General features: G+C 32.4%; 18 protein-coding genes. All 18 read left to right on the top strand.

Going from position 1 to position 25598, the window contains the following annotated elements; translation table 11 throughout:
* The first annotated feature begins 18 nt into the window (after positions 1 to 18).
* The gene (locus ACYSNW_RS10255; RefSeq protein WP_461744405.1) at positions 19 to 1293 is read left to right on the top strand and encodes a sugar ABC transporter substrate-binding protein; all 1275 of its coding nucleotides are present in this window, start codon (positions 19 to 21) and stop codon (positions 1291 to 1293) included.
* Positions 1294 to 1534: 241 nt separating this feature from the next.
* Positions 1535 to 2443 (top strand): carbohydrate ABC transporter permease, encoded by a 909-nt coding sequence (locus ACYSNW_RS10250; RefSeq protein WP_461744404.1) that lies wholly within the window; start codon positions 1535 to 1537, stop codon positions 2441 to 2443.
* An 8-nt stretch (positions 2444 to 2451) separates the two neighbouring features.
* Positions 2452 to 3288, top strand: coding sequence for a carbohydrate ABC transporter permease (locus ACYSNW_RS10245; protein WP_461744403.1), 837 nt, complete (start codon positions 2452 to 2454; stop codon positions 3286 to 3288).
* The gene (locus ACYSNW_RS10240; RefSeq protein WP_461744402.1) at positions 3275 to 5401 is read left to right on the top strand and encodes a glycoside hydrolase family 65 protein; all 2127 of its coding nucleotides are present in this window, start codon (positions 3275 to 3277) and stop codon (positions 5399 to 5401) included. The genes ACYSNW_RS10245 and ACYSNW_RS10240 overlap by 14 nt, the downstream gene beginning before the upstream one ends.
* Before the next feature lie 14 nt (positions 5402 to 5415).
* Positions 5416 to 6438 (top strand): LacI family DNA-binding transcriptional regulator, encoded by a 1023-nt coding sequence (locus tag ACYSNW_RS10235; RefSeq protein WP_461744401.1) that lies wholly within the window; start codon positions 5416 to 5418, stop codon positions 6436 to 6438.
* Between the two features lie 851 nt (positions 6439 to 7289).
* The gene (secA2, locus tag ACYSNW_RS10230) at positions 7290 to 9635 is read left to right on the top strand and encodes an accessory Sec system translocase SecA2 (protein WP_461744400.1); all 2346 of its coding nucleotides are present in this window, start codon (positions 7290 to 7292) and stop codon (positions 9633 to 9635) included.
* Between the two features lie 70 nt (positions 9636 to 9705).
* Positions 9706 to 10923: an accessory Sec system protein translocase subunit SecY2 gene (locus ACYSNW_RS10225; protein ID WP_461744399.1), complete on the top strand. Its 1218-nt coding sequence runs from the start codon at positions 9706 to 9708 to the stop codon at positions 10921 to 10923.
* Positions 10924 to 10948: 25 nt separating this feature from the next.
* Positions 10949 to 12550, top strand: coding sequence for an accessory Sec system protein Asp1 (asp1, locus tag ACYSNW_RS10220; protein ID WP_461744398.1), 1602 nt, complete (start codon positions 10949 to 10951; stop codon positions 12548 to 12550).
* A complete protein-coding gene (asp2, locus tag ACYSNW_RS10215) occupies positions 12543 to 14126 on the top strand; it encodes an accessory Sec system protein Asp2 (RefSeq protein WP_461744397.1) in 1584 nt (527 codons plus the stop codon). Before asp1 ends, asp2 begins: the two co-directional genes overlap by 8 nt.
* 19 nt (positions 14127 to 14145) lie before the next feature.
* A complete protein-coding gene (gene asp3, locus ACYSNW_RS10210; RefSeq protein WP_461744396.1) occupies positions 14146 to 15000 on the top strand; it encodes an accessory Sec system protein Asp3 in 855 nt (284 codons plus the stop codon).
* Positions 15001 to 15009: 9 nt separating this feature from the next.
* A complete protein-coding gene (locus ACYSNW_RS10205; protein ID WP_461744395.1) occupies positions 15010 to 16455 on the top strand; it encodes a glycosyltransferase in 1446 nt (481 codons plus the stop codon).
* Positions 16445 to 17299 (top strand): hypothetical protein, encoded by an 855-nt coding sequence (locus ACYSNW_RS10200; RefSeq protein WP_461744394.1) that lies wholly within the window; start codon positions 16445 to 16447, stop codon positions 17297 to 17299. Before ACYSNW_RS10205 ends, ACYSNW_RS10200 begins: the two co-directional genes overlap by 11 nt.
* Positions 17300 to 17319: 20 nt before the next feature.
* Positions 17320 to 17502, top strand: a complete 183-nt coding sequence (locus tag ACYSNW_RS10195) for a hypothetical protein (RefSeq protein ID WP_461744393.1) — start codon at positions 17320 to 17322, stop codon at positions 17500 to 17502.
* Between the two features lie 26 nt (positions 17503 to 17528).
* Positions 17529 to 18485 carry a helix-turn-helix domain-containing protein gene (locus ACYSNW_RS10190; protein WP_461744392.1) on the top strand — a complete coding sequence of 319 codons (957 nt, stop codon included), beginning with the start codon at positions 17529 to 17531 and terminating at the stop codon, positions 18483 to 18485.
* 10 nt (positions 18486 to 18495) lie between these two features.
* On the top strand, positions 18496 to 19521 hold the full coding sequence (locus ACYSNW_RS10185) for a sugar transferase (RefSeq protein ID WP_461744391.1): 1026 nt from the start codon (positions 18496 to 18498) through the stop codon (positions 19519 to 19521).
* A complete protein-coding gene (locus tag ACYSNW_RS10180) occupies positions 19514 to 19873 on the top strand; it encodes a hypothetical protein (RefSeq protein WP_461744390.1) in 360 nt (119 codons plus the stop codon). Before ACYSNW_RS10185 ends, ACYSNW_RS10180 begins: the two co-directional genes overlap by 8 nt.
* A gap of 29 nt (positions 19874 to 19902) precedes the next feature.
* Positions 19903 to 20997: a glycosyltransferase gene (locus tag ACYSNW_RS10175; RefSeq protein ID WP_461744389.1), complete on the top strand. Its 1095-nt coding sequence runs from the start codon at positions 19903 to 19905 to the stop codon at positions 20995 to 20997.
* 132 nt (positions 20998 to 21129) lie between these two features.
* Positions 21130 to 25598: pectate lyase-like adhesive domain-containing protein (locus ACYSNW_RS10170; protein ID WP_461744388.1), on the top strand; the 4469-nt coding region annotated here is incomplete at its 3' end.

The following is a 25598-nucleotide window of genomic DNA, read 5'->3' as shown; positions in this document are numbered from 1 at the left end:
TTTTTAGGAGGAAGAAGTATGAAAGCATGGAAAAAAATTGTAGGTGCAGGTTTGGTATTAGCAACAGCTGTTTTGGTGAGTGCGTGTGGTAATAATGGAAGCTCGGAATCGGGAGCAGATAAAACCGATTTTAAAGGCGATACCTTGACAATTGGCGTTTGGGGCGGAAATGAATCAGAAGAAAAATCTTTGGATACGATGATCAAAAATTTTGAAGAAGAAACGGGCGCTAAAGTCGAGAAGAAGGTTTATACAGAGTACAATACGCAAATTCAAGCGGACATGGCTGGAAAAACGGCACCCGATGCTTTTTATGTAGATGTTTCAATGTATCCGTGGTTTGCTGAGAATGGTGTTTTAGCGGAACTTGATGCCGATAAATTTGAAACTGATAAGTTTTATGACAGCTTAGTTAAAGCTTTTTCAACGGATGGAAAAACGTATGCAATTCCGAAAGATATGTCAACGTTGGCCCTTTATTTAAATACTGAGATTTTTGATAAAGCGGGCGTTTCAGTTGATGAAATTCCTGAATCTTATGAAGAATACGTAACCTGGTTACCTGAATTTCAGAAAAAAATCGATGCAGCTTATGGTGAAGGAAAAGTATTTGCTATGAGTTACAACCAAGATATGGCTCGAAACTACCATTTAGCGACTCGCGATGGTGGAAAACCAATCAATACAGATGGAACAGCGAATTTAGCTGATAAAAAAGTTGTGGATAATCTTTCTATTTTGAAAGAGCTTGTGGATACCAAAGCAGCGGTTACGCCAAAAGATATTGGAACTGGTTGGAATGGTGAAGCATTTGGCGCAGGAAAAATAGCAATTATGGATGAAGGAAACTGGGTTTACGAAACATTGAACACTGAATTCTCTGATATTCCATTCACCGTTCGCAAAATGCCAACGTATAAAGGAACAGAAGGTTCTATGATGTTTTCAGTTGGTTGGGGTAAATATGTTAATACGAAACAATCTGCTTTAGCGGATAAATGGATTCAATATGCAACCAGTGAAGATGGAATGAAAGGTTGGGTAGAAGGAACTGGAACATTACCAAGTCGTGAAGATGTAGCTGAAGCGGCTAAAGTAACAGAGAATAAAGACCTTAAAGTTCATTTAGATGCTTGGGATTACGCAACAGTTTGGCAAGATGGCACAACCTTAGATACAGTCAATAAAGCGTATCAAAATTTCCTTCCAAATGCATTAGATGGAAGTGTAAGTTTTGAAAAAGCAATGCAAGAAGCAGATGATCAAGCGAATGCAGATATTACAGCTAAGTAGGCTTTATTAAAATAAGAGTTAGATAAACAGATATTTTTTCAGACGGTGTTTAGTCAGAATTTTAGTATCTAACTTGATAGATCTTAATTATAGAAAAAACAGTAGGAAAATGTCTAAAAATAAGTAGACTGAAGTAAAGTTCATTGTATTAAAACGGAGATTAACAAGTCACACAACTATTGTTTAATACACACTTTTATCTATCCTACTGTTTTTTTCTACTGTTGAAAGGTGGTCAATTATGGAAATTCCTAAAAAAAGTAAACGAACCAAAGCTCAATGGCAAGAAATTAGACAAGCATGGATTTTTCTAGCACCAGCGATTGTCGTTGTTGGCATTTTCTTCATATTAGCAGTTTTGTTTGCGGTTTATTTATCTTTTAATGACGTAAATTTATTTACAAATACTTATTCCTTCAAAGGAATAGACAACTATTTACGTATTTTTCAAGATAAAAAAGCGATGATTGCTTTAAAAAATACAGCAACATTTTCTTTTATCGTTGTTCCCTTACAAACGATTTTTGCTCTTATTATTGCTTATATTTTAAGTACAAAAGGAATCAAAGGGAAAAAACTATTTCGAATGATTTATTTTTTACCAACGTTGACATCAAGCTCGGCTTTAACGATCATTTTTATGTTTATTTTTAATATTTATGGTCCAATTAACAATTTTTTCATGAGTATTGGTTTATATAGTACACCAATCAATTTTTTACAGGAGCCAACTTATGCACTAAAAGTAATCATGGTGATGAATATTTGGTCTACCGTTCCTTATTATATGACGATTTATTTAGCATCATTAGTTGATTTACCGGCATCTTTATATGAAGCAGCTGAAATCGATGGCGCTTCAGCAATTGATAAGCTACGTTATATTACCGTCCCTTATTTGAGACCTATCACAACCTATGTTTTATTGACAGGTATTATTGGGACATTCCAAATGTTTGACCAAGCGTACATCTTTTCAAATGGATCGGGCGGTCCGAATAATTCGACCTTGACGATTTCCTTAATGATTTATCAATATGCTTTTGGTCAAATGAATACCATGGGCTATGCTGCATCATTAGCCATTGTTTTAGCTATTATTATTTTTATTGTGTCACGATTAGCAGAAAAACTGAATGGGGAAAGGTAGCGATTAGAATGAAAACGACGAAAAAACAAAAAATCCTTAAAAGTCTGTTATATTTTATCTTGATTGTTTATGCAGTATTGACGTTTTATCCATTTATTTGGGCCATCGCAGCATCCTTTAAACCTTATTCAGAGATTGTTTCAGGAGATATGGGACTAATTCCCAAAGAATTTACTTTTGGCAACTTTCAATATGTCCTTGGTAGATCATCATTATTCACAAGATGGTTTATCAACTCCGTCTTTATTTCAGTTATTGGGACAGCAATCAATATTTTATTGAATACAATGGCTGGCTATGCGTTAGCGCGTTTAAATTTTCCAGGACGTCAACGCATTTATTATGGCTTTTTAGCTTTAATGATGGTTCCTGCCCAAGTATTATTAATCCCAAACTATTTAATTTTGATGAATTTAGGTATGTTAGACAGTTTTTCTGCGCTAATCTTGCCTGCGGCGATTAATATTGGTAACATCTTCATGATGAGACAATTTTTCCTTTCTTTTCCTAAAGACGTGGAGGAAGCAGCTTCAATTGATGGATTAGGTAGAATTCAAACCTTTTTTAGAATCGTTATGCCATTGGCGAAACCATCAATTGCGACACAGGCTGTTTTCGTCTTTATGGGGTTTTGGAATGAATTCATGAAGCCGATGCTCTATTTGACAACACCAAGCAAGTATACATTGACTTTAGGGTTGCAAACGTTTCAAAGTCGAAATGGCGGTGTTCGTTGGGATCAAACCATGGCGGCCAGTGTAATCACGATTCTCCCGATTGTCATCATCTATTTATTGTTCAACAAATACTTTTTACAAGGAGTTCGAATGGATGGAGAAAAATAGCGCATTTATGTTAGAGATGACGGATCTGAAAAATCAACAAGCAGAATATTTAGAAACGTTATTTGCACTTGGAAACGGACAATTTGGGATTCGTGCAGGAAATCCACTAAAAATTAACCAACGTTATCAAGGCAATCCAGGTACTTTTGTTAATGGTTTTTTTGAAAGTGAACCAATTCAATATGGTGAATGGGCCTATGGATATGCCAAAGAGCATCAAACAATTTGTAAATTACCGAATCTTCGCGGAGTTATTTTTCAAATTGGAATAGAGAATTCATCGGAAGCAGAATGGCTGATTACCCCAGTAACGATGCAATTGAATATGCAGCAAGGGGTACTTTATGAAACGTATAAAATTGAAACTCCACTTGGCAAATCATTTGAATTGTTGCTGACTTCTTTTGCTTCATTGAGTAGACGAGAATTGTTTGTCTGTGAGTATTTAGTCCGCAACTGTAATTTTACAGAACCAATCTTAATGAAGCATGCAATGATTCAAGATGGAAAGGTACTTGAAACAGATGATCCTCGTGTTAGTAGTAAAAAGCAGGAGCTGCTGATTACGCAAGAAGTCAATTGTTTTTATTTTGCAACTAAAAGAAGTGAAAAAATGATTGCGATTAATGTCTTGAATGACGAACATATTTTTGATGAACAAAATAAAAGTGCTGTGACTATTTTTCAAATCAGCACGATTTACGAAGCAACCGATAAAGATGTCGTCACGTTTGCAGATGAAGTGCTGACTTTTGAAGAGCTACTTGCAGAGCAAATTGAGGCATATCGAAAATTTTGGACCATTAGTGATATTCAAATTAAAGGGAATCAGACCTTACAGCAAGGGATTCGTTTTAATCTCTTCCATCTGAATCAAGGAGCTGGACGTGATGGGAAAACAAACTTTGCAGCTAAAGGCTTGACTGGGGAAGGGTATGAAGGGCATTATTTTTGGGATACAGAAATGTATATGTTGCCATTTTTCATTTATACACAACCTGAAACAGCTAAATCTTTATTGATGTATCGTGCTAATATTTTGGATCAAGCGAAAGCACGGGCAAAAGAATTGGATCAAGCAGGCGCCTTGTTTGCTTGGCGAACAATTGATGGACAAGAAACAAGTGCTTATTACCCTGCTGGGACAGCTCAAGTTCATATTAATGCAGATATTGTTTATGCGTTTCAGTTATATGAGCGTATCACAGCTGATGAAGCTTTTATTAAAGAAATTGGTCGAGAAGTTGTTTTTGAAACGGCTAAATTTTGGCTAAATTTTGGCGATTTTAGTTTGAAAAACGGTCGAGAAGCCTTTTGTATCAATGGTGTCACTGGACCTGATGAGTACAGCGCACTTGTTAACAATAATTTCTATACAAATAAGATGGTACAAAATAATTTATTTTATGCAGCTGAGTTAGCTATACGTTATAATATGTATGACTCAGAACGAGAACTTTGGCAAAAAGCGGCAGAAGCAATGTATTTTGGCTATGATGAAATAAAACAAATTACGAAGCAAGATGATGATTTTTTGGAACAAGCCATTTGGGATTTTGAACAAACACCAAAAGAAAAGTATCCATTGTTATTGCATTATCATCCGATGATTATATACAAATATCAAGTCTGTAAACAAGCAGATACTGTTTTAGCTCAGATGTTGTTCACTGGTGATTTTACACCAGACCAACTTGCTAGAGATTATGATTACTATGAACAAGTTACAACGCATGACTCCTCACTTTCTCGTTCAATTTTTAGCGTAATGGCTAGTCGAACGGGTCAAAGAGAAAAAGCTTATGATTATTTTATGGATACGGCCTTGATGGATTTGACTGATTTACAAGGCAATGTGGTAGATGGAATTCATGCGGCGAATATGGGTGGGAGTTGGCTAAGCTTGATTTATGGTTTTGCTGGCTTACATTTCGATCAGGGATTAAAATTGAGTAATCATTTACCAAATGAAATCGACCAATTGACGTTTAGCATCATTTATAAAGAAGAAAAAATAACCATTACTCTTTCAAAAGAAGAGATTAACTGTGTATTGCCTGAAAACTCAAAACAAATTTTAGTGAAAACGGAACAAGAAATATGGATTAAATAAGAGGAGGAACGCCTATGCGCAAGCGGGCAACAATACGTGATGTGGCCAAAGTTGCTGACGTATCCATTGCAACAGTATCTAAAGTGTTCAATGGCTATAGTGATATCAATCATGAAACGAAAGAACGAATCTTAGCAATAGCTAAAGAACTTGATTATACACCAAACATGGCTGCTAGAACACTATCCTCAAAAAAACAACAAACTATTGCATTAATTTTAAATGAACTGAATTTTAATCGTAAATCAACGATGCCACTTGAAGTCTTGAACGGTGTCTACCGATTTACCGAGCAATCTGATTATGAATTTGTTTTTTATGGTACGAACACCAAGAAGCAACAAAGTAAAACGTTTCGACAATTTTGTAATGAACATAATATCTCTGGGGCCGTAGTTCAAGGGCTAAAAATGACAGATCCTTATTACCAAGAAATACAAGAAACGGATCTACCCACTGTTTTAATTGATATTGAAATGGAAAAATCAAAAGCAGGAACAATCTCAGTTGATAATGAACAAGCTGCTTTCGAAGCAGTTAATTATTTGATTGACTGTGGACATGAACAAATCGGTATGATTAATGGTAGTCGTGATGCCAATGTCAGTATATTACGTGAGGCTGGGTATCGAAAAGCTTTGATTGAAAATAAGCTCCCTATGAACGAAGCGTATATTCAATATGCAAATTTTGAAGAAGAGATTTCTTTTTTGATCACCCAAAATTTATTGATCAACCATAAAGAAGTCACTGCTTTGTTCTGTGCCAGTGATTTGATGGCTATCGGAGCGATTCGAGCAGTTAAAGACATGGGAATGAAAGTACCAGAAGATCTTTCGATTATTGGTTTTGATGATATTGTCTTAGCCTCATATGTTACACCTACACTAACATCGATTTCTCAGGATATGGAATTGATTGGTTTTGAAGCAGCCAAGCTATTGGCAGAGATTATTAATGAAGGGGTTGAGAAAACGCATACCCATCGAACGATTCCATATGAAATTAAACATCGAGAAAGTGTAAAAAAAACTTGAAAATAATTAGTTAGAAGAAAATACGATCTTTTTTTGTATCACAAAAAAAGATCGTATTTTTTTCTATAAACAAATCTTTCAAAATAAATTAATGAGAATTATATTTTGTAGTAAACGAAATAATATCCTTTTATCAAACATAATTAACTGGTTAGTTGTTTTTAAATGTTTTTATATAGTTTATTTATTTTATTTCCGATATATAGTTTAGTGTTTTGGTTTCTGTTTTATTAGTTTTTTATTGCGAATCTATTGAGCCTTTGAAAAATTCAATGATGTTAAAAAAATTAATATATGTATTAATTTTTTTAAGTATTGATTATAAGGTTCTTTTGATATTTAAATAAGCACGTAATTTTTTGTGTATAAAAGAAGTAAGGTGTTGTCTGAAAAGTACAGTTAATATATTTTATTATAGCCAGAAATAAATGGTGTCCTTTATTCCATACTAATAAAAAATGTTGATTGTAGGATGGATTTTAGGAGATTTGATAAGTTGTTTAATTTTATAGTCGATTTATAAAGTTAGTTCGAACTATGTTGCTAGATATTCTTATTTTTTCGATTGATTACAAAAAACAAGAGGAATTTAAATACTACATTAGATTTAATAACTCTAGAGTACAAAAATCATATTAAAAATAAATGTGATTTTAATTATTTTGTATCAGTTTTTTTTGTAAAAAAATTACGATTAAAAAAAAGTTAAATTTTTTCATAAATATAAAAAAAACTTCTATTTTTCAGCAAATATTGTATACTTATAATTTGTAGTTATCTTTACTTTGATATTATTTTTAATTAACATAAATAACTAAAAAAAAATTTTAGTTAAAGTTTGGAGTAAGTATATGAATAAATATAAAAAAATAGTGAAAAAAATTATCTCATTAGCTTCGAAATATAAACAAATGTCTGATCAAGAGCTTCAACAACAAACGCAATATTTAAAAGAGAGAATTCAAAAAGGAGAATCCATTACTAAAATATTACCAGATGCTTATGCTGTAGTAGTAGAAGCAGATGAGCGTATATTAAAGATGCGTCCTTATACTGTTCAATTGATTGGTGGAATAGCTATGTTCTATGGAACAATAGCTGAAATGAAAACAGGTGAAGGGAAAACATTGACGGCCACAATGCCTCTTTTTTTAAGAGGATTAATGGGAAAAGGTAATTTTTTAATTACGGCTAATTCTTATTTAGCTTGGCGAGATGCAAAAGAAGTAGGCAAAGTATTTGAATGGTTAGGTTTAAGCGTATCAGTTGGAGTACCTAAAGAGCATAGCGAAGAAGAAATAGATAAGAAGACTGTTTATCAGTCTGACATCATCTATACAACGCATAGCAGCTTAGGTTTTGATTACTTATTTACCAACTTGACAACGGATGTAGATGAACAATATGTGAAATATTTTAATTTTGTTTTAATAGATGAAGTAGATGCAATTTTATTAGACATGGCCCAAACACCCCTTATTGTCTCTGGTGCGTCAAAGGTTCAATCAAATTTGTTTGAAAGCTGCGACTGGTTTGTAAAAAGCATAAAAAAAAATACTGAGTATAAGATGAGTGAAGATCAACGACATGTTTGGTTTACACGTAAAGGAATTCGTCAAGCAGAAGTGTTTTTTGGTATTAAAAAGATACTTGGTCCAAATTGGAAAGATTTGTATCGACATTTGGTTATCGCTTTAAAAGCTAATTATATTATGAAATTGGATAGAGACTATGTAGTGGATAATGGAGAAGTCTTTCTTTTGGATGAAGTCAATGGACGCAAACTGATTGGTACGAAATTACAAGCTGGAATGCATCAGGCACTTGAAGCAAAAGAAAAAGTGGAAATTACTAAGGAAACAAAAGCAATGGGTATGATTACTTATCAAAATTTGTTTAAAAAATTTAAAGTTTTATCTGGAATGACGGGTACAGCTAAAACTGATGCAGATGAATTTAGAACTACCTATAAAGTGAATGTTATGGAAATTCCAACCAATAAACCGGTTATTAGAAGAGATCATCCTGATCGTGTTTATGCTAGTAACAAAGCAAAAATTTTAGCCTCACTACAACTTGTTAAGAAAGCTATAAAAAAAGGACGTCCTGTTCTAATTGAAACGGGTTCAGTTTCTATGTCTGATTTATATTCTAGAGTTCTATTAGAACAAAAAATACCACATAATTTATTAAATGCTACTTCTGTTGCAAAAGAGACACGAATTATTTCAAAGGCTGGTGAAAAAGGTGCGGTGACAGTTGCAACTTCTATGGCAGGTCGTGGAACAGATATAAAATTAACTGAAAAAGCGAGACAAGTAGGAGGATTGTTAGTTGTTGGGACAGAAAAAATGACGAGCGAACGGATTGACAATCAGCTTCGTGGGCGCGCTGGGCGTCAAGGAGATCCAGGGGACAGTGTATTTTATATCTCTTTAGAGGATCGAATTGTTGTTGAAAGTGCGCCAAAATGGGTATCCAAAGAACGAAAAAAAATAGTGCATTCTGAAAAAAATGATAACAAACCTTTAAAAAATAGAAAGTTTCATTCAATAATTTTTAAAGCACAAAGTAATCGAAAAAAACAAGAAGTATTAGGTCGAGAAAGTACTCTTGAGTATGATGAAATTGTTAATGTTCAACGTGAAAAAATATATGAAACTCGAAATTTAATTCTTAGAGCTTCGTCTGAAGAACTTAGCCAAATGATTAAGAGAGGTATAGATCAAGCGATTGAACATTTAATAAATACTGGGATTTATAAACAAAAAGTTAAATTATTAGATTTTATTTATAATTCTATTGATTATGATTTCGATGCAAACAAATTACAAAGTATAACTAAATGGATACCAAAAGATACTACTGTTTTCTTGAATAGACTCATTACAGATAAAGAAAAAAAAGTGAAATTAAAATTTGAGGATTCTTTTCAGTTAACATACTTTAAGCGAATTATTTTATTAAAAGCAGTTGATTCTATGTGGATTGAGCAAGCTGAAAATTTGCAACAACTTAAGGCAGTAGTAAGTAGTCGAAGTTGGGGGCAACATAGACCAATCTATGAATTTCAAACAGAAGCTCGTCGTTCGTTTGTTGAAATGAAAGAAGCAATTTGGGGTCAAATATTGAAAAATTATTTGCTCTCAACATTAACAAAAAATAATGATGGGTCAATGGAATTAGATTTTCCTTAATCTTTAATAAATACATATTTTATTAATATATTGTTATAAGAACATCAGGTTGGAGGATTAATTCAAGTTTATGATAAAAAAAAATCATTTAAAAAGTAAAATTTGTTGGAGTCTATTTTTTTTATTTATAGTCGAGATTGGTAAGCATATTTATGTACCTGGTTTTTTATTTGATGAAGCAATGATGGAAAGCCAAAATAATTTAGTTCGACTTCTGTCATCGACAACTGGTGGACAGTATGGGACCCCTACCTTGTTTTCTTTAGGAATGAGTCCGTATATGACAGGATTAATCATCTGGTCAACTATTACAATGATTGATGCAGATAGAATTAACAATTTATCGATAAAACAACGAAGTATCTTTCAAAAATTGTTGATATTACTTTTTTCTTTTTTACAGGCAACTGCTCTTGCTTTTCGCTTTAGAAATGAGTTGCATTATGAAGTGTTTCAATTTTATAACTCTAAACAAGTGCTTTTAATCGTTATTTTAATTCTAACTACAGGTGGAATGTTACTTTCTTGGTTTGCAGATATTAATTGTGAAAAAGGTGTAGGCGCACAGAGTATTTTTATCATTCCCAGCTTAATTGGCAACCTTCCGGCTATGTTGATTTCTGGACAAAGTGAAAATGTACCATTTACCCCTTTAGTTATTGCTTTTTTAGTTGGAATTACTCTTTTATTTGTGTACACTACACTTTATTTTTATAAAGCAGAATATCGTTTACCAATCGAGCGAACGGGAGTAGATAACCAATTCAATCACTCTTATATACCCATTCGTTTACTAACAGCCGGTGCAATGCCTTATATGTTTGCTACAACAATTTTTTCATTACCACAACTTTTATTACTAAACAAATCATTAACTAATACGATTTTTTCAAAAATACTGACAACTTATTTTTCATTTAATACGTTTCAAGGTGTAATTATGTATGGATTAATCATTTTTGCCTTAGCCATTGGATTTAGTTTTGTCAATGTACGTCCTCATGATATAGCCAAAAATATGAAGTATTCAGGAGATTATATCTTGGGAGTTGTTCCAGGGAATACTACAGAAAAATATATTAGAAAAAAGTTATTAACAATTGCTGCAACGGGGAATCTTTATTTAGTAGTCGTTTCTGTAGTCCCTTTGTTCATTGGCTTATGGATTCCATTTGTCTCAAATTTAGCTCTGTATTTTGGAAGTACGTTTATGTTGATTATTATTTTAGATAATTTGTATCAGGAATTAGAATTTCTTTACTTTAATCGACTATATACAATTTTTTAAAAGGATGTGGCGAGGGAGGAAAAAAATGATTTATTTTATTTCAAATTGGACAGAAACAACGGTAAATTTAGAAGAAGATTGTCTACTTCATGTAAGTAAACAATTTGGAGAAAATAGGCAGGATTATCGCATACTTACAGTAAATTATCTTCCATTTTTACGTTATATGATGCAGTCAGTATCGGCACTTTCTGAAAAGTATATTAGCATATTTGATTTTATTCAGAATATAGAAACGTCGGTAGGACATCCGTTAACTATAGAAGACATTCAATTTCCAGAAGATATAGAACAACTTTTTCATCCAAATGGGGTGACCTTGTTAAGAGAGGGAAAAGAGTATGGAAATGTATACTTTAATGAACATGGATGCTTAGAAAAAATCATATATGAGAATGACAACGGAAGCATTGTCGATTATTATGATGATCGAGGTTTTTTATCAATTAAAGAAATAAGAAATGAAACAAATCAAATAGTGAAAAAAAAATATTTCAATGAGCACGGGTATCATACATTATCAGAATGTCTTGATGAAACACCTCAAATAATTATAGAAAAAATGGGCAATAGTATACTGCGAAAACAAAAATTTTTGAAAATAGAGGATGTTGTACGATTTACTATCAGTCTTTTTTTAGAAGAAATAAATTCTAAAGAGGATCAAGTGATCTTTGAGGTATCACCGTTTTTAATACAGTTACTTAATGCTCCCCGATTGCAAAAGAAAAAAATTATTCCTATTTTTTTTGAGAATAGTCGATTTGATAGAATATCAAATGAACTGCAACAATTTATTTTAAAAGAAAGTACATGTATCGTGACAGATACAACTAACAAAAAAAATGATTTAGAAAAATCCACAAAGTATTTTCCTGAGTTAAAAGAAAAGAAAATAGTTTTTATACCAATTTACACAACTGAGGTTCGTTTGGGAATAAGTAACTCCATTCCACAGTTGATTATTTATTTGAAAATCGACGAAATTAATCAACATCATCAGTCCTTATATCAAGCTATAGTAAAAGAAATGATTCAAAATCCAGAATACAGTTTGGTGATACAAGTTAATAATACGAAAGATCAAGAGACGTTGACGGAAATGCATCACTTATTGGTCAATAAACATTTTGAAGTAGATCATTTGTCTGAAGATTATCAAAAAGTAGAAACGTTTATAAAGGCAAAGAAAGCAACAAAATTATTTGAGAAAGATGAAAAAGCGGTAGAAGGAATACGTAAGACAGCAAAATGGCCTAAATTAGTTGAAGCAGTAGAAACTGTTGATAGATTTGAATTTTTAGTCTCACCATCAGTTACAAGTATAAAAGTTATGTTGTCTCGAGCGCGAATTTTTATAGATTTAAATAAAAAAAATCATTTATTATTACAATCAATTGCAGTAAGTGCTGGAATACCATTGGTTTTAAAAGAAGAAACAGACTATCTTATTAATGGTAAAAACGGATTAATTGCTGAAACGATTCCAGAGAGTATTGTTGCAATGAATTATTTTTTAACAGATTTAGATCATTGGAATAAATCTTTAGTAGAAAGTATTGAGGTTATTAAAAAAAATAGTATTGAACAAACAATGAAAAAATGGAGACGAGTTCTAAATGAGTAAACGCATAAAAGTAATACATATTAGTGAAAAAAAAAGTGAATTGTCCTGCTTATCTGAGCTTTTTGAATATATTTGGGTTCCATTATTCTATGATTTTTTGATAGATGAACAAGAGTTAGCGCTTTTTCCACATGGTTTGTATAATCCAAGTAACCACAACGCTATTTTTATAATAGAAAATTATGCCAAAATTGTGAATGGTGAAAAAAAATTAATCGAGCAATTACCCGCTCATCGAATTATACTTTCCAAAGAAGCTAGTTATCAGCGTGAAACACAACGAATATTTGACCTGAAAGGAGCAGTCCGATTATCTACAGATTCATTTGAAAAAGTAGAACAATATTTGAATGAAAATTTCTTAATAAAACAGGAAGGATATAAATTAAACAGTCAATATATAAATGTTCAGCCTGGTTTTAAAGGAGAAGTAGTTAGACAAGGGAATACATACATAGAACTTTCTGGGATATTTCCCGATAAAATGACTCAAATAATGACATGGAAAATGACTACAGTTATTGGTGAAAACGATCGTTTTGAATTTTATCCTGAGTTTGAATTAGTTGATGGTTTGATTGATTTAGTATTTAAAATTTTTTTATTCAAAGAAAATAGCAGAGAAATCATTGACTGCTTTAATATTCCAGTAAATGATACACGAAAAAAAGAAAAAGTGATTATAAAAAATACGATGGAAACAGCGTATATGAGTATCTCACTCTATGCAAAAGGTAATATAGGAAAGATACGCATAGGCTCTGTTCATCTAAGAAAAGCATTACGAAAGAATGATACGTTACTTCCAGGGGGACAAGCAATTTATGATCCAGAAAAATTAAACGGCGAACTTCTTTATTATTTTGAACCAGGAGATTTCAAACCACCTTTAGCTGTCTATTTCTCTGGCTACCGACCTGCTGAAGGTTTTGAAGGTCGTAGAATGATGAGCAGTATGGGATGTCCGTTTTTATTGGTAGCTGATCCTCGTTTGGAAGGTGGAAGTTTTTATATGGGTAGTTCATCCTTAGAGACAAAAATTGTAGATATAATCAAAGAAAAATTAGATTTACTAAGATTTGACCGTTCTCAATTAGTTTTATCCGGATTATCCATGGGAACATTTGGAGCACTATACTATGCAGCTGATTTACAACCCAAAAGTGTAATTGTTGGGAAACCATTAACTGATGTTGGTGATATTGCTGTTAATGGAAGGATAAGAAGGCCAAATGAATTTTCAACAGCATTAGATATTTTATTTGCTATTACAAATGATGTTTCTTTAAAAGCAGCAAAACAATTGAATAAAAAATTTTGGAAAAAATTTATTCATGGAGATTATAAAGATACAAATTTTGCTATTGCATACATGAAAGATGATGATTACGACAAAATGGCCTTTCCAAGGTTGTTTAAAGTTATAAAAAAAAATAGTCCATCAACAAAGCTATTATATAAGGGATTGGTGGGACGTCATAATGATAATAGTCCTGAGATAAATAGTTGGTTTTTAAAGCAATATCGGAATGTCATGGTACATAAATTCAATCGCATACCAAGTACGTTTAAATAATTAAAAAAGGAAGAATCGTATGACAAATTTTTTTATTATTAAATGGGAGTCTAGTTACTTAAATACCTTTAGTTATGGTTCAAAGATTGTTCATAAATCAAACGGAGACGTATTTTTTTCTTCCCCTTTGATGCCCTCTGGTGCAACAATTAAAATGTGGAAGTCCAATACACAATTTCATGTTGATAGAGAATCACCCACTCTACCGTTGTTAAACCAATCAAATCATTACTATATTAAGCTAGATACAGAACAGGTAAAGGATACTTCTATTCAAATAAGACTTGCATTTTTTGATTCTGAAGAGGAACTTATTGAAGAACAATATTTTCAAAACTTAGAAGGTCATTTTATATATCCAAGTGAAGCGGTATCGTATACGATTGAACTTATAAATAAACATATTCAATCACTTACATTTAGACAAATTTTTTTAATGGACTATGACTTGCACTTACTTTATACAATTAATGAATACAAAAATGGTGATTTATTAATTTTTAAAGCCAAAAAAAAGATGAAAAATAGAAGAAAAATCATTACCTTTTCAAAGGCAGCGAAAAATATTCAGTTTGACTCAATAGATTACTTGGAATCCGAGTATATATTTGTATTTGATAGTCCTGAGAAAAAGATGGAAATAGCTAAAAAATTATACGAAAAAATTAGTAAGAGTAAATCATTAGTTTTTAGACGTGGGCAAGGATTTGTGATGACAAGTCAATGGTTTCAGTCATTGCCTGATGCACTTGCGTTGCTTTTGAATAGGGATAGTGTAGAACAATTTAACGTTACAACAAATTCAAAATATAATGTACAGTTAAAATTGTTAAGCACAAGAATAGCGACTGATTTGATTCTAAGTGAAATATAGGAGGAAGGCATGAATTTTTTTATTAATAAAGCAATGGGAATTGGAAACTCTGGTGTCGAACATGCGCAATTTTATCGTGGTAAATGTTTTGATGCTGTGAAACTTCCCTATAAATATGTATTTACAGAATTTGTTCACAATCTTCATGAAGCGATGGATGTATGGCATATTCCAACGAATCGAGTTATTAATATGTGGGAATTTTTCGTTTTTGGAGACGATTATCTAACAAATGGAAAAACTCAAAAGTATTCTTTAAAAGAAGACACAATTGTTGATATGAGTAATACTCATAGAGAGAAACGTATCGTTACTTCAACAGGAATAATGTTAATAGAACATCTTGAAAAATCACTTAGTAAAAAGAAAAAAGACTTATTACTTGTATCTAGCTATAAAGTTGAAATGTATGATTATGAATCAATGAAACGAAAAGTTATGTATGAAATCATTGATCATCCTCGTAGAGGTCGACTGATTCAAAATATTCATCTATTTGACATGAAAAATGAGCATTTATTTTTTCGGAATGAAGTAATGCTACAACGATTCTTTTTTAAATATTTAGCAAATTTTTTTGGTGGTAAAACAAATTTTATTTTGGATAGAGGGCAAGAATCTGAAACAGCTTTATTTTATGATAAGCCAGAGAACTCGCATATTATTGAGGTGATTCATGCAGATCATTTATCTGATAGGGAAGTTCCTACTGCGCCGCTTTGGAATAATCACTATGAATATCTATTTACTCATATTGAACAAGTGGATCAAGTCGTAGTTTCTACTGAATTACAAAGATCGGATTTACTAATTGATTTTCCAGATAAACAAAATAAAATAACTATGATACCAGTTGGAGGTATTAGGGAACAGGAAGAATCTTATGAAGCAGCTACTCATGAAAGTAATAAACCTTCCAAGTTTATTACTGCTTCTCGTTTGGCCTCTGAAAAACATATTGATATTGTTATTCAAGCTGTAGCTTTACTTAAAGAAGAATACCCAATGATTCAATTAGATATTTATGGTCAAGGTGGAGAAGATGTGAAATTAAAAAAACTAATTAAAGATTTAGATGCAACCTCCTATATTCGTTTAAAAGGATTATCCAATCAATTAGATAAAATTTATAATTTATATGATGTATTTATTTCTGGTTCATACTCTGAAGGTTTTGGACTCACATATATTGAAGCCCTTAATGCTGGATTACCAATTATTACTTTTAATGCACGTTTTGGTGCCATGGAGTTAGTAAAAGAGGGGGTAACAGGTTTTTTACAAGATTTTTCTCGTACGGATGACACATATAGTATTCAACAACTTGTTAAAGGGATTAAGAAGATGATGACAACGGATTATGAAAGTATGAAAAAAAGTACACGTAAATCCGTAACTGAATTTCAAGATTCAAATATTGCTAGAAAGTGGAGGGATTTACTCGATGCATTATGAAGTAGTTAGCACAATCAATCCAACAAGTGAAATATGGAGAAAGCAAAAAGAGCGTATATTATTAAAACAAGGACAAGTTTTATCTATTTCACCTAGCCCAAATTTTAATCAGTTAAAATTACAAGAGAATGTTCAAGGATACAATCTAATAGATCAACTAACGAAACGCAAATATAATTCAAAAGCTTCATTATTTTTTGATCAAGTACCAACAGTGACAAAAGCAGAGATTTTTATGAATGAAGGGTGGACAATTTCAATCAATCATGATGGTGAAGAGATTGGTCATATGGCATTGTATCCAGATACTAGGCGTCTTGTTAGAGCAGTTTCATATTTAAATCAAGATGGGACGACTGATTTTGTAGAAGAGTATGCAGATGATGGAGCTGTATTTAGCAATATTTTTTATGCTAATAATCAGGCTGAACAAATTGATTTTTTTAATGATGAACAATTACCAGTACTAAGTTATTTTTTTTATGAAGGTCAGAATAATTTTGTAGTACAAAGAGACCCTGAAACTCTTACTGTGTGTGAAACTTACCCAAACGCTATAGATTGTATGGCAAATCAATTAAAAAAACAAGTAGAAAGTACGGATACAATTGGAATTAGCTATATGGGAATTGAATTATCTGTATTAAAAGATACTATTTCTCGAAATACTTTGTATTTAGAAGAATCACCATTAGATAATTCTGGTAATGTTAAATTAAATTTAGCTGATATATTGGAAAATCGTATTCCTTTTATTCAAGAAGTACAAATGAGTACAAATTACTATGAACAATTAACATTAAAAAATATTTCTTTAGATAAAATAGTCATCAATGATGAATAGTAAAGGAAGGGTAAAAGCTAATGAAAAAAGACCAATTGTCACAGGAAATTGAAAATCGATTTACTGAAGAAGCCTCTAAAATAGTAGATACTGATTCTGAGCAAGAGAATAACGGGAAATACGTCCGAATAATAATTTCACTTATTATGTCAATAGTTATTTTAGGATCGCTACTTTATACATTGGTCACTTCCTTAAGATAACACTTTAACCGTTTGGAGGGATATGAATGTTGGGCATTGAAAGATATCTTAATAGTAAAAATCCGCAGTTGTTAATTCCGCAATACTCGACATTAGCGGTAAGCATTCAGCGGGAAAAAATGGAGAAAATTAGAAAAGAAAAGGGAATCCCTATCCGTGTTTTAGAAAAAAAAATTAATTTATCGAAATCAAGATACTATAGGTGGTTACAATATGAAACAGATTTACCCATTGAGTTAATTGTTAGCCTAAAAAAATTATTGAACTTAACCGATTATGAATTTCTGAAGCTGTTTTCGAATTCAACAGATGAGCAAATTCAAATGCTTTCTTTAGTAATTTATTTATCACAGTCAAAAGACATTGAAGAAAATAAAGTGTTTTTTGTGTTAAAAGAAAAACTAGAAAAGTATCGTATATCTCAAATAGGAAATATCCCATATAAGCTGATTTTGTATTATTCTGATTTATGGTTAGCTTGCTATAGAAATGAAGAAACAAATAGCTACATAAAACAACTGGAAACATATTTTTTAGAAACTGATTATTTTACATTATTTGATATCTTTTTGTATCTTGCTGTGTTGATTATTGAAATAGATTTTTCAATTGAAGCAACATTTTTAACAAAAGCAACATTTTTTTTTGAAAAAGAATTGTTGCGCAAATTATCTGAAGATAATTTGGGTGAATGGGCTGATATTCTCATTGGTTGCATACTAGATCTTTCTTTTTTCTATTGGAAAAAAGAACAAAAAGAAAATGCTTATATCTTAGTAAAAAAGGCAACAGAAATACTAGTCCTTAGCAAACAATTAGATCGCTATAATCAAGCACTATTAACATTTGTTTGTGATATCTTTAGTCAAAAGGAAGAATCAAACGTTAAAAAACGAATTGATATGTTTAAGAGAAAATTTGTCTCTATTACTTGGTCTTTACCAGAATGTGAATTGATTTTTTATAATAAATTATTATCTTAAGGAGAAAGAAATGAACAAATGGATTACTTCTATAATTGAGGCTCCCTCTGTAGATGCAGTATCAAAGGCACGAAAAGATATTGTGGAGATTGCAACGTCTGTCGGCTATCAACCAACCTATATTTTTAGATACATAGATGAAAATGAAACATTGGATGCTCTTCACTCAAGAATTGATGGAATTACGGCAGCATTATATCGTGGCGATATACTTATATATCAGTATCCTTGTTACAATAGTGACCGGTTTGAGAAAGAATTTATTCATCGAATGAAATTAAGAGGGATCCATGTAGCGATTTTGATACATGATACAGAATTGTTAAGAGGAAACTCTGGAGAAATTGAACGAGCAATTTTTTCTGAGGCAGATGTATTAATCACTCATGGAGATAAAATGACCACTGCACTTCAGAAGCTAGGAATTTCGACACCAATGATTTCTAAGGAACTGTTTGATTACATACTAAACGAAGAGATAAATGATACAAGTGAAGAAGTTGAAAAAAAACTGATTATTGCTGGTAACTTAAGAAAATCTATATTTTTAGAAAATTGGTCATCTCAAATACCTCTCCAAGCATTTGGACGTATAGGGCAGCTTACTTTAGATGCGTCAATTGATTATAGAGGTGAATTTCACCAATCAGATCTTCTTCGGATCATTCCAAGAGAAGGCATTGGTTTGGCCTGGGATTCTAAAATTATTGGTGGAGGTGATTATCAACAATACACAAGATACAATGCACCACACAAATTATCTCTCTACCTTGCTTTAGGCATACCAATTATCGTTTGGAATCAATCTGCTGCTGCAGATATTGTAAATAAATATGCTCTTGGTTTTACTATTTCATCTTTAGAAGAAATTGATAATGTAATTGAAAATACAAGCGATGAACAGTTTTTACGTATGAAAAAAAACGTTGCTCAATTTAGTCGCATTTTATCCGAAGGTTTTTATACTAGACAAGCCTTATTAGCTGTTGAAAAATTCATTTTTTTTAATGAAATTGAGATGAAGTCAGATGAGTAATCAAGTGAATGAAGCACATGAAGTACTTGAACAATTAATAGGAAAAAAAAATAGACTATTGAGAAAAATAGTTGAGAGCAGAAAAAAATCACTCAAGATTAATGATAAAAAAGATCAAGAACTAGTTACTCAAAAAAAAATCATTCAACAAATAATGCAGATAGATAAGAAAATAGAGTATTTCTCGAATTCAACTTTGGAATTTAAAGATGAAGAAAAAATAGTTTTTTTATTGAAAAAACAAGAAATGCTACTGAGTAAGCTAGCTAAGAAGCAAACTATTTCATCAAATAAAAAAAGAGGATCGGTGAAAAAAAGACTTATTCAAGAAAAAGCGAAAAAATATAAATAGTTATAGATAGTAGAAAGAGGGCTGTTTTGATGACAACGTATATACTGCATTTTAACAATACGATTGAACCAGGCTATCCTTATTGGTCGTATGGTGCTGTCGGAAAGTGGCGAAAAGATTTTGAAACATTTGCGACAGAAATAGGAGCTGAAATGATACGAGGATTCAAGTACCATTGGCCAGATGAACCTGCTGATGTATTAAGTGCTCGTTTAGATGGGTTGTTAGGTGGATTAAAAAAAAATGATATCGTGATTGTCCACTGGGCATTTGCTATTGGTGATGAACGTTGGATTAGGCAATTTACTCAACGTATAAAATTATTCCAAGCTTATATAGTGTTTATGATTAGTGATATTGAGTCGTGGCGTATAGAGTCATCGATTGCTCATGAAAATGTACCAATATCATTGACAATGCAACAAAAAAAAGAGGTAGAGTTACTTTCTTTAGCGGATGGGTTGATTTTACATTCAGTAGAAATGAAAAAAAGACTTGAAAAACAGTTTAATCTTGCTAGTAAATCATTAGAAGCAAAAATTAGTTATATTGGCCCTTATGGGTATAAAACTACATATTATAAAGAAAAGCGAGTATTTAGTAAAAGTATTGATTATGCAGGATCTTTTGAAAAAGCAAAATTTTTGCTATCTTTGCCAGAGATATTCCAAGTTAATGCTTTTGGTGCAATTAAAGATGAATGTACACAATTATCAGCGAAAAAAAATATTACTGTTTATGAACGTATGGATCCAGAAGGAATTCCGTTTATTTTAAACGGGGCGTTCGGTTTGGTTTGGGATTCTGATAGTTATCCAGAGGTTACAGGACCGTTTGGGAAATATCAGCTTGTGAACACACCTGGTAAACTACCATTATATTTAGCTTCAGATCAACCAGTTATTATTTGGTCTAAGGCACCATTGGCGAAATATGTAGCAGAAAATAATCTTGGATTTGTACTTGATGACTTAGGCCAACTTCCTAGAAAAATGGATGAATTGACTGAAGAAATGTATGTAGAAATGTGTGAAAATGTTCGTAGAATTAGTCCTCTTATTCGTCAAGGTACATATATAAAAAAAGCAATTTTGGAAATACAAGTAGCTTTACTAAGTTGTTAGTCAAGATGTTCTTTTTTTAGAAAAAAATTCCTTTTTTTTAGAAAAAATTCCCATTATCGGAACGTTTTGAAATATTTCATAAAAAATGTGTAATAATTTTCATGAAATTAGAAAGGAGTTGTTTTTAAATTTATGAGTCGTAAAAGTAATTATAATAAATTATTGAAATCGAATAAAAAAGAACGTTATAAGATGTATAAAAGTGGAAAGCATTGGATGTATGCAACAATTACTGCCTTTACTAGTATTTTTGGATTAAGTAGCCATGCGGAAAATGCGCAAGCGGTATCAAACAATACACAACCTGACGCAGGGAAAGAACTTGATCCTGGGAATATACTTGCGAATAAAAATTCTACTCAAATTCCCGCCTCAACTGATAAGAAAGAACCTGAAAAAATTAGCGACTTGTTTGAAGGATTAACACCCGCAGGGAGTGAAGTATCTGTAGACGACAAAACAAATGAATTAAATGTGACATTACCTAATGCATTGAATCCCAGCAATGACTTAGTTCGTGCAGCTACTCAATACTCAGAAAATAATAATTTGATTACAAATTTCACATCGCGGTCTGCAACTGGAGAAATTAAAGATAAAGTAAATGTTGCAGTTGATTCTGATACAGGTAGAACGGATTTTGATAATGGAATAAATAATCCCTCAGAACAATCAACACCAACCTCTGTTAATGTGAAAGTTTCTGATCAGATTACTAATTTAGCTACTTACAAAGCACAAGCACAAGCAAACAGTACATACGCTTCTGTTAGTAGCTGGACAGAATTAAAAGCAGCATATAGTGATAATACAAAAACTTATATTGAAGTGACAGGAGATTTCGCTGCCCCTACAAATGTTGCTACACGAGATTTAGGGTGGAGACAATCGAACATTATTATTGATGGTGGAGGACACACACTCAATATGGCGGGGGCTGCATTTAATGTTGGAACAACAGCTACTACAAAAGGTTCAATTTTTACTATTACAAATGTAGATTTGATTCATTGGCAGTCAGGAACAATGAGTGGAGATAGTTTTAACGGAGCTGCTGACGGAGTTATTGACAGTCGAAATGCAGTTGGAGGTTATGGCTATTGGAATTATAATATTGATAATGTATCTTTACACGGACGCGACGGTGCCAGCGGAACTGATGCTTATCAACCCCGTCGTTTGTTAGATGCAGAAGATAGTCAAGTTACGTTGTCAGGAAAAATTAATGTTGCTGCTAAACAAGAATTGATGCAAATCGGTCAAGTTGATATTGCAAATAATGCTGAGGTAACCTTGCAACGAACGCTTGGAACAACAGGATACTCGATGTTTTATTTTATGGCTATTCGTGGTGACAATGCTACCGATACAGGCTATGCACACACGTTTACTGTTGGAGATGGAGCAAAAATTCAGGGAAATGAGTTAAGCTCTTACAATGGAAATACTTATCCAATGGTTTACTATGGATACAATGGTATTAAGGTTGGCGATAATGTTGAGTGGTCGCAAGATGGTTTTCAAATGTTGCTAGACTTAAATAGGTATTCTGGAAGTAACGCATCAGGTAGAGAAGTTACGTTTGGACAAAACTTAAAAATGACTGCTACTCGAACCGTCGGAAACAATTCATTGTATGCTACAAACCGTTCAAAAGTAACCTTTAATGCAGGAACAATATTAGATTTACAGCAATGGAATAATAGTTCAGTAGTACAGACAGATGCTGGTTCAACTATTACGTTTATTTCACCTAAATCACTACACTTATCACGAAATACTGCAACTGGTGGGGTTGCTACAGGAAATCTATTTTCAGGTGCAGGAACTTTTACAATGAACAACTCCCAGATAAGTACTTGGCAAGGAAGCGATAGTAAAAATGCAACACCAGCAGGGAATCGTAATCTAAAATTTGCTAAATTATCTGTTTCAGGAGGAACTACAACGGTAACAGATACGGCTGGAAATACATCAACATCAAATATTATTGATACATCTACTAGGGAATTGAGTACAAATGCAATAGATCCAGGTACAATTAAATTGAATTATGTAGATCAATATGGAAAAACAATAAAAACAATCCAATATCCAATTACCAGTACAGATAATTATATTGGTCAATATCTACAATTGAGAACTAAAGAATATGCAATGACTAATATGCCTGATAATTATATGTGGGCTATCGCGGATCAATTACCTACTTCAGCAGCGACAGATGCTCAAAGTGGTGGGGATTCAACAACAACTATAGATAATGGGGATAGCTATGGGCAAGCTGACATAGCGATTGTTCCAATGGAAGGAACAGAATATACCTATAATATTTATGTTTATGGAAATAAAAATACGAATATTCAATATCAATATAAAGATTTAAAAACAGGACAAATAGTTAAAAGTGACTATTTGAATTCTGAGCAAGAAAAAGCTGGCACGACATTAGCACCAGCGAACTATGGAAATAAGATTGACTGGAGTTCTTCGTATTATACAAAAACCAATGTACCTGATGGATATCATTATGCGACTTCAAGTGAATTGAACGGGAATATTCAACCTACAGAGACAACAGTTGGGACTGAAGCTGAACTTGTCACATTATATTTAGTTGCAGATAAACAAACAGTAAATGTAACTTTTGAGAATGCTGACGGGACTCCATTAGTGAATCAAGCATCACCAATATCAATTGATGGTTATTCGGGACAAGAAATTAGTTACGATGATTTATTGACCGGAAAAATCACTCAATCAGGATATCATACTGAAGAACCGAATAAATTTGTTTTTGATAATACTGATAACAAAGATAGTGATGTTGATAAAGATCCACAAAATATTATAGTAAAGCTATATCCAGATTATCAATTAGCAGGAATTATATCCAATAATTCACCATTAGTAGATCCAGCGAATGGACAAGGTTACGAACAACTTCCTACAACAGTTACAGAAGGTGCGTACAGTTCGGCTGGGGTTTCGAATGGAATAATTAATTTACCTAAAACGGATAATGATTTAACTAGAAATGGGTACATCTATACTGTAAAAGGGCCTGACGGAAAAGTTTATGACACATTAGAGGCAGCTTTAAACGCGAATAATAAGTATGATACCACTAGCAATGGTGCTACAAAGGCTGATAGTTCACCACAAGCTTATGAAGTGGTGTATGAAAAAGATCCAGTATCAGAGTCTATGTCTGCATCTGATTCGACTTCATTATCGGATAGCACTTCGATTTCAGCATCGACTTCTACAAGTACAAGTTTATCTGATTCAACATCTATAAGTGATTCGTATTCAATTTCGACATCAACTTCATTGTCCGATTCTTCGTCACTGAGTGATTCAAAATCAACATCATCTTCATTAAGCACGTCAGAATCATTATCAGATAGCGAAAGAAATTCGCAAAGTAGTACAGATGAATCTACTTCACTTTCAACAAGTGATTCATTATCGAAATCTTTTTCGGAAAGTTCATCAATTTCTATGTCGGAAAGTTCATCGTTATCAATTTCGAGTTCAGATAGCTTATCAGACTCCCTTTCTATAAGCGATTCAATTTCAGAATCACTTATAACAAGTGATTCTACCTCTGTAAGTGAGTCTCTGTCTATTAGTATTTCTGATAGTGGTTCTATTAGTACAAGTAATAGTGATAGTGTAAGTGACTCAACTAGTTTGTCAACAAGCTATAGTACGAGCGGAAGTATAAGTGACTCAAATAGTCTATCGACAAGTTATAGCGCAAGTGGGAGTATAAGTGATTCAAGTAGTCTATCAACAAGTTACAGCACGAGTGGAAGTATAAGTGACTCGAGTAGCTTATCGACAAGTTACAGTACAAGTGGTAGCTTAAGTGATTCAAGTAGTTTATCGACAAGCTATAGTACAAGTGGAAGTATAAGTGACTCGAGTAGCTTATCGACAAGTTACAGTACAAGTGGTAGCTTAAGCGATTCAAGTAGTTTATCGACAAGTTATAGTACAAGCGGCAGCCTGAGTGATTCAAGTAGCGAATCTGCAAGTAATAGTGAGAGCTTATCATTAAGCGTGAGTGAATCAAGTAGTGAATCTGCAAGTAATAGTGAAAGTTTATCAATAAGCGTAAGTGATTCAAGTAGTGAATCTGCAAGTAATAGTGAAAGTTTATCAATAAGCGTAAGTGATTCAACAAGTAAAAGTATTAGTGGAGATATAAGTACTTCAAGTAGTTTATCAGCAAGTATAAGTGACTCAAATTCATTAAGTACCAGTACAAGTTTGAGTGATTCAAACAGTCTTTCAGGAAGTTACAGCACAAGCACAAGTGTAAGTGATTCAAATTCATTAAGTACAAGTACAAGTACAAGTGCAAGTGTGAGTGATTCAAATTCACTAAGTACAAGTATGAGTGTAAGTGATTCAAATTCATTAAGTACAAGTATGAGCGTAAGTGATTCAAATTCACTAAGTACAAGTATGAGCGTAAGTGACTCAAATTCATTGAGTACAAGCACAAGTGTGAGTGATTCAAACAGTCTTTCAGGAAGCTACAGCGCAAGTACAAGTGTAAGTGATTCAAATTCACTAAGTACAAGTATGAG

The sequence above is a fragment of the Enterococcus sp. LJL99 genome (assembly GCF_054871725.1).
Note: the sequence above shows the minus strand (reverse complement) of the source record. Positions and strands in the feature narration are given on the sequence as shown.